Annotated in this window: 16 protein-coding genes; 2 read left to right on the forward strand and 14 right to left on the reverse strand. The window is 71.2% G+C overall.

All coding sequences use genetic code 11. The features are described 5' to 3' along the window. Positions 1 to 41 precede the first annotated feature (41 nt). From prcA to H8838_RS10010, 8 genes are all read right to left on the reverse strand, one after another. The gene (gene prcA / locus H8838_RS09975) at positions 42 to 884 is read right to left on the reverse strand and encodes a proteasome subunit alpha (protein ID WP_181311019.1); all 843 of its coding nucleotides are present in this window, start codon (positions 882 to 884) and stop codon (positions 42 to 44) included. 37 nt (positions 885 to 921) lie between these two features. Continuing rightward, positions 922 to 1,758, reverse strand: coding sequence for a proteasome subunit beta (gene prcB / locus H8838_RS09980; protein ID WP_181311020.1), 837 nt, complete (start codon positions 1,756 to 1,758; stop codon positions 922 to 924). Beyond that, the gene (locus H8838_RS09985) at positions 1,758 to 1,955 is read right to left on the reverse strand and encodes a ubiquitin-like protein Pup (RefSeq protein ID WP_181311021.1); all 198 of its coding nucleotides are present in this window, start codon (positions 1,953 to 1,955) and stop codon (positions 1,758 to 1,760) included. Before H8838_RS09985 ends, prcB begins: the two co-directional genes overlap by 1 nt. Positions 1,956 to 2,021: 66 nt before the next feature. Continuing rightward, the gene (gene dop, locus H8838_RS09990) at positions 2,022 to 3,530 is read right to left on the reverse strand and encodes a depupylase/deamidase Dop (RefSeq protein WP_181311022.1); all 1,509 of its coding nucleotides are present in this window, start codon (positions 3,528 to 3,530) and stop codon (positions 2,022 to 2,024) included. A 33-nt stretch (positions 3,531 to 3,563) separates the two neighbouring features. Continuing rightward, positions 3,564 to 3,908, reverse strand: coding sequence for a hypothetical protein (locus H8838_RS09995; protein ID WP_181311023.1), 345 nt, complete (start codon positions 3,906 to 3,908; stop codon positions 3,564 to 3,566). Between the two features lie 32 nt (positions 3,909 to 3,940). Beyond that, a complete protein-coding gene (gene arc / locus H8838_RS10000; protein WP_397180478.1) occupies positions 3,941 to 5,641 on the reverse strand; it encodes a proteasome ATPase in 1,701 nt (566 codons plus the stop codon). A gap of 136 nt (positions 5,642 to 5,777) precedes the next feature. Beyond that, positions 5,778 to 6,755, reverse strand: a complete 978-nt coding sequence (locus H8838_RS10005) for a tRNA (adenine-N1)-methyltransferase (RefSeq protein WP_185996166.1) — start codon at positions 6,753 to 6,755, stop codon at positions 5,778 to 5,780. Positions 6,756 to 6,765: 10 nt separating this feature from the next. Continuing rightward, positions 6,766 to 7,929: a M50 family metallopeptidase gene (locus H8838_RS10010; protein ID WP_181311026.1), complete on the reverse strand. Its 1,164-nt coding sequence runs from the start codon at positions 7,927 to 7,929 to the stop codon at positions 6,766 to 6,768. A gap of 62 nt (positions 7,930 to 7,991) precedes the next feature. Here H8838_RS10010 and H8838_RS10015 point away from each other — a divergent pair, with 62 nt between their 5' ends. Continuing rightward, on the forward strand, positions 7,992 to 8,972 hold the full coding sequence (locus H8838_RS10015) for a RecB family exonuclease (RefSeq protein WP_181311027.1): 981 nt from the start codon (positions 7,992 to 7,994) through the stop codon (positions 8,970 to 8,972). Here the strand turns inward: H8838_RS10015 and H8838_RS10020 are convergent. The 6 genes from H8838_RS10020 to H8838_RS10045 are packed head-to-tail and all read right to left on the reverse strand — an operon-like array spanning position 8,900 to position 15,483. Beyond that, positions 8,900 to 9,943, reverse strand: a complete 1,044-nt coding sequence (locus tag H8838_RS10020) for an ABC transporter ATP-binding protein (protein WP_185996165.1) — start codon at positions 9,941 to 9,943, stop codon at positions 8,900 to 8,902. The genes H8838_RS10015 and H8838_RS10020 overlap by 73 nt on opposite strands. Further along, complete coding sequence (locus H8838_RS10025) at positions 9,940 to 11,046, reverse strand: ABC transporter ATP-binding protein (RefSeq protein WP_181311029.1); 1,107 nt, start codon at positions 11,044 to 11,046, stop codon at positions 9,940 to 9,942. Before H8838_RS10025 ends, H8838_RS10020 begins: the two co-directional genes overlap by 4 nt. Then, a complete protein-coding gene (locus H8838_RS10030) occupies positions 11,043 to 11,990 on the reverse strand; it encodes an ABC transporter permease (RefSeq protein ID WP_181311030.1) in 948 nt (315 codons plus the stop codon). Before H8838_RS10030 ends, H8838_RS10025 begins: the two co-directional genes overlap by 4 nt. Beyond that, positions 11,987 to 12,991, reverse strand: a complete 1,005-nt coding sequence (locus tag H8838_RS10035) for an ABC transporter permease (protein WP_181311031.1) — start codon at positions 12,989 to 12,991, stop codon at positions 11,987 to 11,989. Before H8838_RS10035 ends, H8838_RS10030 begins: the two co-directional genes overlap by 4 nt. Positions 12,992 to 13,046: 55 nt before the next feature. After that, positions 13,047 to 14,693: an ABC transporter substrate-binding protein gene (locus H8838_RS10040; RefSeq protein WP_224766050.1), complete on the reverse strand. Its 1,647-nt coding sequence runs from the start codon at positions 14,691 to 14,693 to the stop codon at positions 13,047 to 13,049. 58 nt (positions 14,694 to 14,751) lie between these two features. Further along, positions 14,752 to 15,483 carry an HAD family hydrolase gene (locus H8838_RS10045; RefSeq protein WP_397182178.1) on the reverse strand — a complete coding sequence of 244 codons (732 nt, stop codon included), beginning with the start codon at positions 15,481 to 15,483 and terminating at the stop codon, positions 14,752 to 14,754. Positions 15,484 to 15,643: 160 nt separating this feature from the next. Here H8838_RS10045 and H8838_RS10050 point away from each other — a divergent pair, with 160 nt between their 5' ends. Next, the gene (locus H8838_RS10050) at positions 15,644 to 16,147 is read left to right on the forward strand and encodes a potassium channel family protein (RefSeq protein ID WP_219924121.1); all 504 of its coding nucleotides are present in this window, start codon (positions 15,644 to 15,646) and stop codon (positions 16,145 to 16,147) included. Positions 16,148 to 16,169 lie beyond the last annotated feature (22 nt).

A 16,169-nucleotide genomic window follows, 5' to 3' on the forward strand; every position in this document is an offset into this window, starting at 1 on the left:
GACTCCGGGGGCTACCCGAGGCTGCCCGGGCGGAGCGTGGGCTACTCCGACCCGCTGTCCGGCGTCGTGCCCGGCGCGGGCGGCGCGACGGGCGGTGCCGGCGGTGCGGGCGGCGCCACGGGCGGCGCGTCGGAAGGGGCCGCGGGTGCGACCGGATCGGCCGGCGGAGCCGAGGTGTCGCTCGTCGTGCGGTCGCCGAGCAGCTCGACCAACCGGCTCTCGCGCAGCCGGACGAACTTGCGCGGCTGGGTCCGGGTCCGGTCCAGGGCCGCGACCTCGAGGTCCTCCACCGGGATCACCCGATCGCCGTGCTCCCCGTGGCCCAGCGCGGCGACCGCGATGCGCAGCGCCTGCTCCAGGGACGACGCGTCGGTGGAGTGCTTCTCCAGGTAGGAGGCGACGGTCTCCGCCGCCCCGCCCATCACGGCGTACCCGTGCTCGTCGGCGACCTGGCCGTCGTAAGTGAGCCGGTAGAGCTGGTCCTCGGCCGGCACCTCGCCGATCTCGGCCACGAAGAGCTCCACCTCGTACGGCTTCTCGCCACCGGAGGAGAAGATCGTGCCCAGCGTCTGGGCGTAGGCGTTGGCCAGTCCGCGGCCGGTCACGTCACGCCGGTCGTAGGCGTAGCCGCGCATGTCGGCCAGTCGGACGCCCGCGATCCGCAGGTTCTCGAACTCGTTGTAGCGGCCGACTGCGGCGAAGGCGATCCGGTCGTAGATCTCGCTCACCTTGTGCAGCGCCTTCGAGGGGTTCTCGGAGACGAAGAGGATGCCGTCGACGTACTGGACGGCGACCACGGAACGACCGCGGGCGATCCCCTTGCGGGCGAAGTCGGCCCGGTCCTTCATCTGCTGCTCGGGCGAGACGTAGAACGGCATGCTCATCGGATCAGGTCCTCCTGGGCGGCGGGGTCGGAATCGGTCACGTGAGCTCGGCCCCCGGCCCGTCCGGACGGATCATCCGGCTGGCCAGGATCCGGTCGGCCACCGCGGCCACCTGGGCGTCGGGGAGCCGGCGCCCGCCCTCGGCGGTGATCACGTGCACGACCGGGAAGATGCGCCGGGTCATGTCGGGCCCGCCGGTCGCGGAGTCGTCGTCGGCGGCGTCGTACAGGGCCTGCACGGCCGCTGTCACGCACCCTTCGGCGTCGAGGTCCTCGCGGTAGAGCTTCTTCAGCGAGCCGCGGGCGAACAGCGACCCGGACCCCACGGCGTGGAACGCCGTCTCCTCGTAGCGGCCGCCGGTGACGTCGTAGGAGAAGATCCGCCCCTGGTCGGCCAGCAGGTCGAAGCCGGCGAAGAGCGGGACGACCGCGAGGCCCTGCATCGCCATGCCCAGGTTGGACCGGATGAGGGCGGCGAGCCGGTTCGCCTTGCCGTCCATGGAGAGCGTGGAGCCCTCGATCTTCTCGTAGTGCTCCAGCTCGGTCTGGAAGAGCCGGACCATCTCCACCGCCAGTCCGGCGGTCCCGGCGATGCCCACGCAGGAGAACTCGTCGGCGGGGAAGACCTTCTCGATGTCGCGCTGGGCGATGATGTTGCCCATCGTGGCGCGGCGGTCCCCCGCCATCACCACGCCGCCGGGGAAGGTCGCGGCCACGATCGTGGTCCCGTGCGGGGCCAGGTGGCCCGCGTCCGACGTCGGAGGCGTCCGGCGCGACGGCAGCAGCTCGGGCGCCTGGACGGCCAGGAACTCCGAGAAGGAGGAGGAGCCGGGCTGCAGGAACGCCGCCCCCAGACGGGGACCGTGCTCGGCCACTACTCCCCGCCCTTCTGGATGAACGACTTCACGAAGTCCTCGGCGTTGGTCTCCAGCACGTCGTCGATCTCGTCGAGGATCGCGTCCACGTCGTCGTCGAGCGTCTCCTTCCGCTCGGCCACGTCGCCTTCGACGACGGCCTCGGTGCTCTCCTCCTCCTGGGAGGACCTGCGCGGCTGCTTCTGCTCCTGGGACATGTGACCGACCTTATACGCCACCGCCAGCCCCGCACCCGACGTTCGCCGGCGGCTCGGACGCCCCCGTCAGCGGGTGAGCGCCGCGAACAGCTCCTCGGCGCTGTCGCAGGCGTCGATCAGGCCGCCGACGTGCGCCTGGGTGCCACGCAGCGGGTCCATCGTCGGGATCCGCTGGAGGGACTCGTGGCCGGCCAGGTCGAGGATCACCGAGTCCCAGGAGGCAGCTGCCACGTCCGGCGCGTACTTCTCCAGGCAGCGGCCGCGGAAGTAGGCACGCGTGTCCAGCGGCGGCTCGTGCATGGCCGCCTCCACCTCCGCGTCCCCCAGCAGCCGCTCGATCCGGCCGGCCCGCGCGAGCCGGTGGTAGAGCCCCTTCTCCGGGCGCAGGTCGGAGTACTGCAGGTCGATCAGGTGGAGCTTGGGGTCGTCCCAGTCCAGGCCGTCACGGTCCCGGTACTGGGTGAGCAGCTTCAGCTTGGCGACCCAGTCGAGCTCACCGGCGCACAGCAGCGGGTCCCGCTCGAGCCGGTCCAGCACCGACTCCCACCGGGCCAGCACGTCCACGGTCTGCGCGTCGGCGTCGCTGCCGAGCTTCTGGTCGACGTACTTGCGGGCCAGGTCGAGGTACTCCCACTGCAGCTGCACCGCGGTCATCCGCCGGCCGTCGTCCAGGGTCAGCAGGTGCGACAGGGTCGGGTCGTGCGAGACCGCCCGCAGCGCGGCCACCGGATTCTCCACCGCCAGGTCCGGGCTGACGAACCGGTCCTCGATCATCGCCAGGACCAGGGAGGTGGTGCCGATCTTCAGGTACGTCGAGATCTCGGCCATGTTCGCGTCGCCGATGATCACGTGCAGGCGTCGGTACTTCTCCGGGTCCGCGTGCGGCTCGTCGCGGGTGTTGATGATGGGCCGCTTCAACGTCGTCTCCAGGCCCACCTCGACCTCGAAGAAGTCGGCGCGCTGGCTCACCTGGAAGCCGTGCTGACGCCCGTCCTGCCCCAGGCCGACCCGCCCGGCCCCGCACACCACCTGGCGACTGACGAAGAACGGGGTCAGGTGGCGCACGATCTCGTTGAACGGGGTCGACCGGCGCATCAGGTAGTTCTCGTGGGCGCCGTACGAGGCGCCCTTGTTGTCAGTGTTGTTCTTGTAGAGCAGGATCCTCGGCGACCCCGGCAGCTGCGCGGCCCGGAGCGTGGCGTCGAGCATGATCTGCTCCCCGGCCTTCTCCCAGCGCACGGCGTCCAGCGGGTTGGTCACCTCCGGGGTGGCGAACTCCGGGTGTGCATGGTCGACGTAGAGGCGGGCGCCGTTGGTCAGGATGACGTTGGCCAGTCCCATGTCCTCGTCGGTGAGCTGGCTCGGGTCGGCCACCTGCCGGGAGAGGTCGTAGCCGCGCGCGTCGCGCAGCGGCGACTCCTCCTCGAAGTCCCACCGCGCGCGACGGGCCCGCAGGGTGGAGCTCGCGTAGGCGTTGACCACCTGCGAGGAGGCGACCATGGGGTTTGCGTGGGGCTGTCCGGCCACGGAGATGCCGTACTCGATCTCCGTGCCCATCACCCGTCGTACGCTCATGTGACCCAGCGTACGGCGGTCGGGGCTGCGATCTCAGGGACGACGGCCCTGCAACGCGTGCGCGACGTTGATCGCGACGATCGCGGCGAGCACGACCAGCAGCGGCCCCAGGTTCCCGGTGACCCCCAGGGTGATGCCCAGCGGGATGAACGCGACCAGCGAGACGATGCCCAGCGCCAGCTGGCGCGGGCCCGCGGCAGCCACGCTCCGGTCGGCGCTGCGTCGACGCTCGGTCTCCGCCGCCACCCGCTGCTCCACGACGCGCTCGATGCGCTCGGCGAACCCGTCGACGAGCTCGCGCTCGAGGGCGGGGCCGAGCTCGCGACGGGTCTCCAGCAGCGCCTCGACGTCAGCGCGTTCGACCTCGTCGCCCTCCATGGGCGACAACGTACCCCGCCGAGGCGTCCGCGTCAGAGGTACTGACCGGTGTTGGACACGGTGTCGATGGAGCGGCCCGGCTCCGTGCCCTGCTTGCCGGTGATCAGCGTGCGGATGAAGACGATCCGCTCCCCCTTCTTGCCCGAGATCCGGGCCCAGTCGTCCGGGTTCGTGGTGTTGGGCAGGTCCTCGTTCTCCTTGAACTCGTCGACGCACGCCTGAAGCATGTGCTGGACGCGGAGCCCGCGCTGTCCGTGGTCGAGGAGGTCCTTGATGGCCATCTTCTTGGCCCGGTCCACGATGTTCTGGATCATCGCCCCGGAGTTGAAGTCCTTGAAGTACAGGACCTCCTTGTCGCCGTTGGCGTAGGTGACCTCCAGGAACCGGTTCTCCTCGGACTCGGTGTACATCCGCTCCACCGTGGCCCGGATCATCGCGCCCACGCAGGCCACCCGGTCGTCGCCGAACTCGGCCAGGTCGTCGGCGTGCAACGGCAGGTCGGGGGTCAGGTACTTGGAGAAGATGTCGCGAGCGGACTCGGCGTCGGGGCGCTCGATCTTGATCTTCACGTCCAGCCGTCCCGGGCGCAGAATCGCCGGGTCGATCATGTCCTCACGGTTCGAGGCACCGATGACCAGCACGTTCTCCAGGGTCTCGACGCCGTCGATCTCGCTCAGCAACTGGGGCACGATCGTGTTCTCCACGTCCGAGGAGACCCCGGAGCCGCGGGTGCGGAACAGCGAGTCCATCTCGTCGAAGAAGACGATCACCGGCGTCCCGTGGCTGGCCTTCTCCCGGGCACGCTGGAAGACCAGACGGATGTGCCGCTCGGTCTCCCCGACGTACTTGTTGAGGAGCTCGGGGCCCTTGATGTTGAGGAAGTACGACTTCCCCTCCGCGCCGGTGCGCGCGGCCACCTTCTTGGCCAGCGAGTTGGCCACCGCCTTGGCGATCAGCGTCTTGCCGCAGCCGGGCGGGCCGTAGAGCAGGACCCCCTTCGGCGGCTTGAGCTGGTGGTCGCGGAACAGGTCGGGGTGCAGGTAGGGCAACTCGACCGCGTCCCGGATGGCGTCGATCTGCGCGACCAGGCCGCCGATCGACTCGTAGTCGATGTCCGGGACCTCCTCGAGCACCAGCTCCTCGACCTCGGACTTCGGCACCTTCTCGTAGGCGTAGCCCGAGCGGCCGTCGACCAGCAGCGAGTCACCGGCCCGCAGGTGCTCCTCGAGCAGCGGCTGGGCGAGCCGGACGACGCGCTCCTCGTCGGCGTTGCCGATGACCAGGGCCCGCTCGCGGTCCGCGAGCAGCTCCTTGAGCATCACCACGTCGCCGACCTGCTCGAAGTCGAACGCCGCGACGACGTTGAGCGCCTCGTTGAGCATGACCTCCTGGCCACGCACGAGATGGTCCACGTCCACAGCCGGGCTGGCGTTGACGCGCAGCTTGCGACCGCCGGTGAAGACGTCGAGCGACTCGTCGTCGTTGCGCGCCAGGAACGTGCCGAACCCGGACGGCGGCTGGGCCAGCCGGTCGACCTCCTCCTTGAGCTTCATGATCTGGTCACGAGCCTCGCGGAGCGTCTGGGCCAGCCGCTCGTTCTGGCTGGTCACCGCGGCCAGCGACCGCTGGGTGTCGGCGAGCCTGAGCTCGAGGCCGTGCGAGTGGCCAGGCGACTCGGCCAACCGTCGCCTCAGGGCGACGACCTCGTCCTCCAGCGCGCCCACCTGGCTCATGAGCTCCTCGGGGCTGCGCCCCCGTGCACCGTCGGCAAAAGACATCTGCCTCACCTCCTGCTCTGTGACACTACTCATGCCGTCACAGATCGGAAGGGCTTTGTGCCCGGGTGTTGGGCCGGACCGCCCGGGCCCCTCAGCCCTGGAGCGGCTCCTCCGCCGCCTGCGGGGGCAGGTCGGCGGGGCGCGGGCCGGAGTAGTCGCTGCCGTACGCCCCGGGGGCGGGGCGGCGCTTCTTCTGCGGCGGGCGCTGGCCGGGCGCCATCCGCCGGGCGGTGACGAGGAACGCCGTGTGGCCGATCATCTTGTGACCGGGCCGGACCGCTAGGCCCTCCACGTGCCAGTCGCGGACCAGGGACTCCCAGGCCTGCGGCTCGGTGAAGCCCCCGTGCGCGCGCAGCGTCTCCACCACGCGGGAGAGCTGGGTCGTGGTGGCCACGTAGGCGCACACGATCCCGCCGGGGACCAGGGCGCCGGCCACCGCGTCCACGCACTCCCACGGGGCCAGCATGTCGAGGATGACCCGGTCCACCTTGTCGGCGGGCTCCGCGGTCGCACCGGGCAGCTCCTCCGCGAGGTCGCCGAGCCGCAGGTCCCAGGCGGGATGGGCGCCGCCGAAGAACTGCTCGACGTTGCGCCGCGCCACGTCGGCGAACTCCTCGCGCCGCTCCCAGCTGATCACCTGGCCGTGCGGGCCGACCGCACGCAGCAGGGAGCAGGTCAGCGCACCGGACCCCGCGCCGGCCTCCACCACCCGGGCTCCGGGGAAGATGTCGGCGGAGGAGACGATCTGGGCGGCGTCCTTGGGGTAGACCACGGCCGCACCGCGCGGCATGGAGACCACGAACTCCGAGAGCAGGGGCCGGAAGACCAGGTACTCCCCGCCCGCCGAGGAGGCGATGGTGAAGCCCTCCTCGCGCCCGATCAGGTCGTCGTGCTCGAGGTGGCCGCGGTTGGAGAAGAAGCGCTTGCCGGGCACGAGCTCGAAGTTGTGGCGCCGACCCTTCTGGTCCAGCAGCCGGACCCACTCGCCGACTCGGAGCGGTCCGCGGTGCACCCCCGACCAGGAGTCTTGCGGGACGTCGGGAGTGGACGGGCTGAGCTCGTGGGACATGGGCCGAACCCTAGTCGGCGGCCTCCCGCAGCGCGCGATCGACGTCGGCCGCCGAGAGCACGCCGTAGAGCCGACCGGTGGGCTCGAGCAGCAGGTACTCCGGGACCGGGCACCGGTTGAGGGCTCCCAGCAGCTGCTCGCCCACCAGGTCGGCGGGCAGCGACATCCCCGGCTGCAGCGCCCGGCTCATCGCCGAGACCGGCACCCAGGGTCGACGCTCGACCGGGGTGGCCAGCACCGCGGCCTCGTCGACGATGCCCACCGGCTCACCTGCCGGCCCGACGGTCACGATGCTGCCGGCCTCCGCCTCCTGCGCGCGCCGGACCGCCTCGGAGAGCGGGACGTCGCCCGGCACCTGGAGCGCTCTGCGGGCCAGGGCCCGGGCGCCGACGCCTGGCAGCACGTGCTGGAGCCGGGTGTAGGCCAGCGAGGCGCTCGCCCCCGCCCAGAGGAAGGCGGCCAGCACCAGGACGAGCAGGTAGTCCACCAGCACCGGCCGGACCCCCAGCACCTGCTCCTGGACCAGCGGCCAGCACAGCACCAGGAGCGCCACCACGCGACCGCCCCAGCCCGCCACCACAGAGCCGCGATAGGGGCTGCCGGTGATCTGCCAGACCGCCGCCTTGAGCACCCGGCCCCCGTCGAGCGGGAGACCCGGGACCAGGTCCAGGGTGCCCACGATCAGGTTCACCACCGCGAGTCCGACCAGCGCCACCCGCAGGAGGCTGTCGGGGACCATCGCGGCGAGCAGCAGCGCGCACGCACCCGCCAGCAGGGAGACCAGCGGCCCGACCACGGCGATCCAGAACTCCTCGCGGGCGGTCCGGGTCTCGCCCTCGATCTGGGTACGCCCGCTCAGCGCGTGCAGGGTGATGGAGCTGACCCGATGACCCATCCGTCGGGCGACCAGGGCGTGCGAGGCCTCGTGCAGGAGCACGGAGAGACACAGGACGAGGGCGAACCCCGCGCCGGCGACGTACTTCCACCCGCCGAGGCCCGGCTCGACCTGCTCGATCCTCGGTGCGGCGACGACCGCGAGCAGCGCGGCGACCACGAACCAGGCACGGCTCACCAGCACGTCGGCGCCGGCGATGGCGCCGATCCGGAGGGTCCCGGGCGGCCGTGGCGCGGAGGGCCGGCTGGTCTCGCGCGGGCCGGGGGACGGCTCGGACACGTTCCTGAGCCTAGCCGAGGGATGCGGAGCCCCTGTCGGCGTGCTGGCCTAGGGTCGAGGACATGAGCAGCGAGGCGACCCCGGTGGACGGCATCCGGGTCCTGGACTCCCTGTCCCCCAGCCGGGCGGGCGACTTCCTCGCCTGCCCGCTGCGCTACCGGTTCCGCACGGTCGACCGGCTGCCCGAGCGGCCCTCTCCGGCCGCGGCTCGGGGCTCGGTGGTCCACCGCGTGCTCGAGCTGCTCTTCGACCTCCCGGCCGAGGAGCGCACTCCTGCCAGGGCGGCCGAGATGCTGCGGCCGGCCTGGGAGGAGCTGCTCGAGGCCGAGCCGGTCCTGGCCGAGCTGTTCGCGGACGCGGCTGCCGGGGTGGACGGAGCGGACCGAGGTCAGGAGGATCACGGGGCGGACGAGGCGCCCGAGCTCGACTCCTGGCTGGCTGGCTGCGCGACCGTGCTCGAACGGTGGTTCGGCCTGGAGGACCCGCAGCGCCTGGAGCCGGCCGAGCGCGAGACCTACGTGGAGACCGTGCTGGACTCCGGCCTCCTGCTCCGCGGGTACGTCGACCGGCTCGACGTGGCTCCCGACGGCCGGATGCGGATCGTCGACTACAAGACCGGCCGCGCCCCCGACGAGCGCTTCGAGGCCGCCGCGCTCTTCCAGCTCCGCTTCTACGCCCTGGTGCTGTGGCGCTCCCGCGGGGTCGTGCCGTCGATGCTCCAGCTGGTCTACCTGGGCAACGGCGAGATCCTCCGCTACCAGCCCGACGAGGACGACCTGCGAGCCACCGAGCGCAAGATCGAGGCCGTCTGGCAGGCGATCCGCACCGCCGCCGAGGAGGAGGACTGGCGCCCCCGCCCCGGTCCCCTCTGCGCATGGTGCAGCTTCCAGGAGCTCTGTCCCGCGTACGGCGGCACCCCGCCGCCGGTGCCCTCGGCACACGTGCCCGAGGGTCCGACGGACGAGGCGGATCAGGCGGGAGTGGACTCCACGACGGCGTCCCCGCGCGGCCTGATCACGCCCGAGGCGATCTCCTCGGCGTAGTGGCAGGCCACCCGGTGGCTGGCCTCGCCCTGGCTCACGACCCGCAGCAGCGGGCGCTCGGTGTCGCAGCGCTCGGCCTGCCGGAACGGGCACCGGGTGTGGAAGCGACAGCCCGACGGGGGTGCGGCGGGCGACGGCAGGTCCCCGCGCAGCAGGATGCGCTCCCGCGACGCCTCGACGTGCGGGTCCGGGACCGGGACGGCCGACATCAGGGCCTTCGTGTACGGGTGGAGCGGCGCGTCGTAGAGCTGGTCCGAGGGTGCCTGTTCGACGATGCCGCCGAGGTACATGACCGCGACGTCGTCCGAGACGTGGCGCACCACCGCCAGGTCGTGCGCGATCACCAGGTAGGTCAGCCCCAGCTGCTGCTGCAGGTCCTCGAGCAGGTTGAGCACCTGCGCCTGGATGGAGACGTCGAGCGCGGAGACGGGCTCGTCGGCGATCACCAGCCGCGGCTCCAGCGCCACCGCCCGGGCGATCCCGATCCGCTGACGCTGGCCGCCCGAGAACTCGTGCGGATACTTCTGCGCGGCACTGGCCGGCAGGCCCACCTGCTCCAGCAGCTCCCGGACCCGGGTCCGGCGGTCGTACTTCACCCCGTGCGCCTTCAGCGGCTCGGTGAGGATCGTCTCGACGGACTGTCGAGGGTTGAGGCTGGCGAGCGGGTCCTGGAAGACCATCTGCATGTCCTGCCGGATGGCGCGCAGCCGCTCACCCTTGAGCGAGGCCACGTCGGTGCCGTCGAACACGACGCGTCCCTCGGTCACCGGAGACAGCCGCAGGATGGCGCGGCCCAGGGTCGACTTGCCGCAGCCCGACTCCCCCACCAGGCCCAGCGTCCGACCGGCGGCGATCTCCAGGTCGACCCCGTCGACCGCCTTGACCGCGCCGACCTGACGGTTCAGCAGCAGCCCGTCGCGGATCGGGAAGTGGACCTTGAGCCCTTCGACCTTGAGCAGCGGCTCCCTCATCGGACCTCCTCCGTCTCGGTTGCGACCAACGGGTTGAAGCAGCGCAGCAGCCGGTCGGAGTCCGGCTCCAGCGCCGGAGGCTCGGTGGTGCACCGCTCGACGCGGTTCTGGCAGCGGGGCGCGAACGCGCACCCCTGAGTCCACGGGATCGTCTGCGTGGGCGATCCGGGGATCGGTCGCAGCGGGACGCCCCGAGGGGAGTCGAGCCGCGGGATGCTGGCCAGCAGCCCGCCCGTGTAGGGGTGCCGCGGGCGCATGAAGAGCGGCTCGCGTCCGGTCGACTCCACGATCCGGCCCGAGTACATGACGTTGACCTGGTCGCACAGCCCCGCCACGACCCCCAGGTCGTGGGTGATCATCAGCAGCGCGGCGTCCGTGTCGGCGACCAGCTCCTTGAGCACCTCCAGGACCTGGGCCTGGATGGTGACGTCGAGCGCGGTGGTCGGCTCGTCGGCGATCAGCAGCTTGGGGCCGCAGGCGAGCGCGATCGCGATCAGCACCCGCTGCCGCATGCCGCCCGAGAGCTGGTGCGGGTACTCCCCCACCCGGCGCGCCGGGTCCGGGATCCCGACCTGCTCGAGCAGGTCGATCGCGCGGCGCTGGGCGCCCTTGCGGCTGAGGTCCTGGTGCCTGCGGATCACCTCGGTGAGCTGCAGCCCGATGGGCACGACCGGATTGAGCGAGGTCATCGGGTCCTGGAAGACCATGGCGATCTCCCGGCCCCGCAGGCGACTCATCTGGCGCGGCGACTGGGTGAGCAGGTTCTCGCCCTGGTAGAGCACCTCGCCGCTCACGTGCACCCCGCGAGCCGGTAGCAGGCCCATGATCGCCAGCGACGTCACGGACTTGCCGCTGCCGGACTCCCCCACCAGACCGACGTGCTCGCCGGCGTGGATGTCGAAGGAGACCTCGTCGACCGCGCGCACCCGGCGCTGGCCCTTCAGGCCGAACTCCACGCTCAGGTTCCGCACCTTGAGCAGGGGCTGCTCGCCGCCGGCACGGCGAGAGCCGGCCGGCCGGGGGACGGCCGAGACGGTGGCGCCCGGGATCCCGGTGCCCGGGCCCGTGCCGCTGGGGTTGGCAGGACTGGAGACAGTGTTCATCGTCGGCTCCTGGGGTCGAGGGCCTCGCGCAGGGCCTCGCCGAAGAGGGTGAAGCCCAGGGCGGTGACGGCGATGGCCGCACCGGGGAGGATGGCCAGCAGCGGCGCCACCTGGAAGCGGTCCTGCGCGGCCACCAGCATGCGTCCCCACTCGGCGACGGCCGGGTCGGGCTGGCCGAGGCCGAGGAAGGAGAGGGCGGCGACCTCGATGATGGCCGTCGCGAGGTTGAGCGTGGCCTGCACGATCGTCGGACCGAGCGAGTTGGGCAGCACGTGGCCCATCACGATCCGGCGCTTGCGGAGCCCGAGCGCCGAGGCGGCCAGCACGTAGTCGGACCGGCCCTGGGCCAGCATCGACCCACGCAGCAGACGGGCGAAGATCGGCACCTGGGCCACGCCGATGGCGATCATCACGGCGTACGGGTTCTGCCCCAGGACGGCGGCGATGCTCACGGCCAGCAGCAGGCTGGGCACCGAGAGCATGATGTCGACGACCCGCATCACGGTGGAGTCGATCCAGCCGCCGAACCGGCCGCCGATGCTCGCCGCGCCGCCCGCCAGGATGCCGAGACCGGCACCGAGCACCAGCCCGATGGCGGTGGCGACGATCCCGTAGAGGAGCGACTGGCGCGCGCCGTAGAGCATCTGCGTGTAGAGGTCGGAGCCGAAGCGGTCCAGACCGAGCAGGTGGTCCTCGCTGGGTCCCGGGACGCTGGAGGGCGTCACCTGCCCGGACCACTCGGCGGTGCCGGGCTGGTAGGGGGTGAGCAGCGGCGCCGCGAGCGCGACCACCACGAAGCCGAGCACGATCAGGGCCCCGACGATCGCCGTGGGGTTGCGGCGCAGACGCCGCCAGGCGGCACGCCAGAGGCCGACCCCCGGAGCGTCGTCGACCGGGACCAGGTCGAAGCCGGTCGTCTGGGCGGGCGGGATGGGAATGCTCATGAGACACGCACCCGGGGATCGATCACGCCGTAGGCGACGTCCACGGCCAGGTTGATGAGGGCGTAGATCACCGCGATGAACAGGATGTAGCCCTGGAGCACCGGATAGTCACGTTGTCCGATCGCCTCGAACAGGTACTTGCCGATGCCGTTCCAGGCGAAGACGGTCTCGGTGAGCACCGCCCCGCTGAACAGCAGGCCGGCCTGGAGCCCGATCGTGGTGACCACCGGCAGCAGCGCGTTGCGCAGCACGTGCCGGCGGGAGATGACCTGGGTGGCCAGGCCCTTGCTGTTCGCGGTGCGGACGTAGTCCTCGTCCAGCACCTCGGAGACGGCGGCCCGGGTGATCCGGACGATGATCGCCAGCGGGATCGTGGCCAGCGCGATGGCCGGCAGGATCAGGTGGACCGCGGCGTCCCAGGCGGCGTCCCACTCCTGGGTGAGGATGCCGTCCAGGACGTAGAAGTTCGTGACGTGCGTGGCCTCCATCCGCGCGTCCTGCCGCAGGCTGGTCGGCAGCAGGCCCAGCCAGTCGGCGAAGACGAGCTTGAGCAGGATGGCCAGGAAGAAGACGGGGGTGACGACCCCGAGCAGCGACCCGGACACGATGGCGGTGTCGAGGAACCGGCCCTGGTGCTTGGCCGCGTAGTAGCCCAGCGGCACCCCGACCAGGACCGCGATGAGCAGGGCCGCCAGGCCCAGCTCGAGCGTCCCGGGGAACTTCTCCAGGAAGCTCTCCGTCACCGGCTGCCCGGTCCTGATCGAGCGGCCGAAGTCGCCGCTGAGCAGGGCCTGGACGTAGGTGACGTACTGCTGGAGCAGTGGTTCGTCGAAGCCGTACAGGTCGTTGATCCGCGCGATGCCCTCCGGCGTTGCTCGTTGTCCGAGCAAGGCCCGTGCCGGGTCACCGGGAAGGGCCCGGACCCACGCGAAGAGCAGGATCGAGAGTCCGACGAGCACCGGCACCATCAGGGCCAGCCGCCGGAGGACAAAGCGCAGCATCACTCAGCCTTCCGCCCCGCAGAGCGGGGGCAGTGGTTGTTGTTCCGTACGGCGATCAGCCGACCGTGACGGTGTTCCAGACCTCGTCGTTGACGGGGCTCTGCTGGTATCCGTCGACGTCGGCGCCGAAGGCCAGCGAGGGGGCCGGGTGCGCGATCGGGATGGCCGGCAGGAGCTCCATCACGTCGGCGTTGATCTCCTCGTAGAGCGGGGTCTGCTCGTCGACGGTCGGGATCCCGCGCGCCTCGGCCAGCTTGTCGAAGAGCTCCGGGTTCTTGAACCCGAACTCGTCGCTCTCGGCACCGAAGAAGACGCCGACGAAGTTGTCGGTGTCGTTGTAGTCGCCGGTCCAGCCGAGCAGGTGCAGGCCGTGGTTGGCGGTGCCCTGGATCTTGTCCAGGTAGTCCGGGGTCCAGATGTCCGCGACGGGCTTGACCTTCAGGCCGACGGCCTCCAGCTGCGAGCGGATCACGTTGAAGGTGTCCTCAGGAGCCGGCATGTACGGACGGGAGACGCTGGTGGGGTAGTTGAACTCCAGCGTCGCGCCGGTGGCACCGGCGTCCTTGAGCAGCTGCTCGGCCTTGGCGGGGTCGTACTCGTACTCGGTGACGTCCTCGTTCCACCCGTTCACGCTCTGCGGGATGAACTGGGTGGCGATCTCGGAGCCCTCGGGCAGCGAGGCGGCCGCGACGGCCTCCTTGTCGATCGCGTGCGCGATCGCCTGACGGACGCGCAGGTCGTCGAACGGCTTCTGCTTCTGGTTGATGCCGAGGTAGAGGATCGTGAAGGGGTCGCGGGGCATGACCTGCATGCCCGCCTCCTCCAGCGGCTCGATGTCGGCGGGGCCGATCAGGTCGGCGCCGTCCACGTCACCGTTCTGCACGGCGGTGGCACGCGCGGCCGGGTCGTCGATCGCGACGATCTGCACGGTGTCGACCTGGGCCTTCTCGCCCCAGTAGTCGTCGTTGCGCTTCAGGGTGACCCGGTTGCCGCGGTCCCAGGAGTCGAAGACGAAGGGGCCGGTCCCGGTCGGGTGCGCGGTGGAGTACTCGGTGGTGTTGACGTTCGCGGCAGCGTCGTCCTGGTACTTCTCCAGGGCGGTCGGGCTCTGCATGGAGAACGCCGGCAGCGAGAGCGCCGCGGCGAAGCCGGCGAACGGCTCCTTGAGGGTGATCTTGGCCTCGAGGTCGTCGGTCGCCTCGCAGGAGTCGTAGATCGCCTCGGCCTTCTTCTCACCGGTGGCGAACCCACGGAAGAGCTTGGCGTAGTAGTAGGCGAAGTCGTCGGTCTGGACGGCCGCGGGGAAGTTGTACCAGCGGTCGAAGTTGGCGCAGACCGCCTCGGCGTTGAACTCGGTGCCGTCGTGGAAGCTCACGCCGTCGCGCAGCTGGAAGGTGTACTCCAGCCCGTCCTCGCTGTTGTCCCAGCTCTCGGCCAGCAGCGGGGCCGGGTCGGGCGTGCCCGGCTCGGTCCCGACCAGGCCCTCGAACATCTGTCGCGCGACCCGGAAGGTCTCGCCGTCGGAGGCGAACGCCGGGTCGAGCAGCTTGGGCTCGGCCGCGCCGGCGAAGACGAACGTCCCGCCGCCGTCGCTGTTGCCCTCGTCGGAGCGCTCGCTCTCCGCGCAGCCGGTCAGCACCAGAGCTGCCGCCGCAAGCCCGACGGTGGCCAGCCGCACCCTTCGCTTGGATGTCTTCTGCACGTCATCACCCTTCGCACAAGTCGTGCCCGGTCGATCGACCGGGCAGGTGCGCGTGACATTACTCAGCGGCGTGCCCTGGGTCACGCCGTGAAACACTCCCGCGGCGCAACGTGTCCAAACTGATATCAGCCAAGGATTCTGCGAAGAAACGGCCGGGTCCAGACGCGATCGGGACGTGGTTGGGCACGCACAGGACGGAGCAGCCGGCAGCGACCGCGGACCGGGCTCCCGTGTCGGAGTCCTCGATGGCCACGCACTCGGTCGGCAGGACGCCGAGGGCGGCCGCCGCGGTCAGGTACGGCTCGGGGTGCGGCTTGCCGCGAGAGACCACGTCACCCGTCACCAGGGCCTGGAAGGTCCCCTCCGGCAGCTGGGCGAGCACCGGGTCGACGAAGCGCCGGTACGACATGGTGACCAGGGCGCAGGGCACGCCGGCCGCGGTCAGCTCGGCGAGCAGCTCGCGCGCTCCGGGACGCCAAGGGACGGCCTGCTCGACCCGGGCGACGACCCCGTCGAGCAGCTCCTCGACGATCTGCGCGGGCTCCAGGTCGATCCCCATGTGGGTGCGGATGTAGCGCCCCGACTCCAGCAGGTCGTTGCCGACCAGGTTGAGGGCGTGCTCGTGCGACCACGTTCCGCCGTACCGTCGGGCGAGCTCGAACTCGGTCTCGATCCAGTAGGGCTCGGTGTCGACCAGCGTGCCGTCCATGTCCCACAGGACGGCGTGCAGGGCGGCTTCGCCTCCCTGGGATTCCGGACCTGCGGCGACAGCGGGAAAGTCGGTGCTCAGGGGGTCCTCCGAAGGATGCGTGCGACGTGCCGTGGGACGCACCCAGCGTAGGCCGCGGGTGTCCCTCGGCCGTCACCGCCACGGCCCTGCTGCAGAAGGGCGCCGGCGTGCCATGCTCGAAAGGCTTCACAGGGCCGAGACGGTCGAAGGAGGTGCCGCCGTGCGCGTGGTGCTCCTGATGGCGCTCCGGATCACGCTGTCCCTCACCGTCCTGGTCGCGGCCTACTTCCTCCTGCCACGGGAGGGCCCGGGCCGGCAGCCGAGCTCGTGGTGGCTCGGGCTGCAGCTCGTGCTGTTCCTGGTGGTCGGAGCCGTCCAGCTCCCCGCGATCATCCGCGCTGTGCACCCCATGCTCCGGGCGGCCGAGGCACTCTGCCTGGTGGTCCCGCTCTACCTGCTGATCTTCGCCCGCATCTACCTGGCGGTCTCGATGGAGGATCCCGGCCACTTCAGCGAGCCCCTCGACGCCCCGGGGGCGCTCTACCTCACCGTCTCGGTCTTCGCCACCGTCGGCTTCGGGGACATCGTGGCACTGAGCGACGGGAGCCGCCTGCTCGTGACGCTGCAGATGCTGCTGAACCTGGTCGTGCTGGGCGCGGGGATCAGGCTCCTGTTCTCCGCGGCCAGGTGGAGCCTGGCGCGGCGACGCGACGGCGCCCCCTGACCACGTCCCGTCCGGTCCCGCG

This window comes from Nocardioides campestrisoli (genome assembly GCF_013624435.2).
Classification (GTDB): domain Bacteria; phylum Actinomycetota; class Actinomycetes; order Propionibacteriales; family Nocardioidaceae; genus Nocardioides; species Nocardioides campestrisoli.

Bases quoted from the DNA above. Each gene is read 5' to 3' on its own strand.
- H8838_RS09995 (WP_181311023.1), bottom strand. From the start codon at position 3,908: ATGGAGGGCGACGAGGTCGAACGCGCTGACGTCGAGGCGCTGCTGGAG.
- H8838_RS10030 (WP_181311030.1), bottom strand. From the start codon at position 11,990: ATGAGCATTCCCATCCCGCCCGCCCAGACGACCGGCTTCGACCTGGTC.
- H8838_RS09985 (WP_181311021.1), bottom strand. From the start codon at position 1,955: ATGTCCCAGGAGCAGAAGCAGCCGCGCAGGTCCTCCCAGGAGGAGGAG.
- H8838_RS10035 (WP_181311031.1), bottom strand. From the start codon at position 12,991: ATGCTGCGCTTTGTCCTCCGGCGGCTGGCCCTGATGGTGCCGGTGCTC.
- H8838_RS10005 (WP_185996166.1), bottom strand. From the start codon at position 6,755: ATGTCCCACGAGCTCAGCCCGTCCACTCCCGACGTCCCGCAAGACTCC.
- dop (WP_181311022.1), bottom strand. From the start codon at position 3,530: ATGAGCGTACGACGGGTGATGGGCACGGAGATCGAGTACGGCATCTCC.
- H8838_RS10020 (WP_185996165.1), bottom strand. From the start codon at position 9,943: ATGAGGGAGCCGCTGCTCAAGGTCGAAGGGCTCAAGGTCCACTTCCCG.
- H8838_RS10015 (WP_181311027.1), top strand. From the start codon at position 7,992: ATGAGCAGCGAGGCGACCCCGGTGGACGGCATCCGGGTCCTGGACTCC.
- arc (WP_397180478.1), bottom strand. From the start codon at position 5,641: ATGAGCCAGGTGGGCGCGCTGGAGGACGAGGTCGTCGCCCTGAGGCGA.
- H8838_RS10025 (WP_181311029.1), bottom strand. From the start codon at position 11,046: ATGAACACTGTCTCCAGTCCTGCCAACCCCAGCGGCACGGGCCCGGGC.
- prcA (WP_181311019.1), bottom strand. From the start codon at position 884: ATGAGCATGCCGTTCTACGTCTCGCCCGAGCAGCAGATGAAGGACCGG.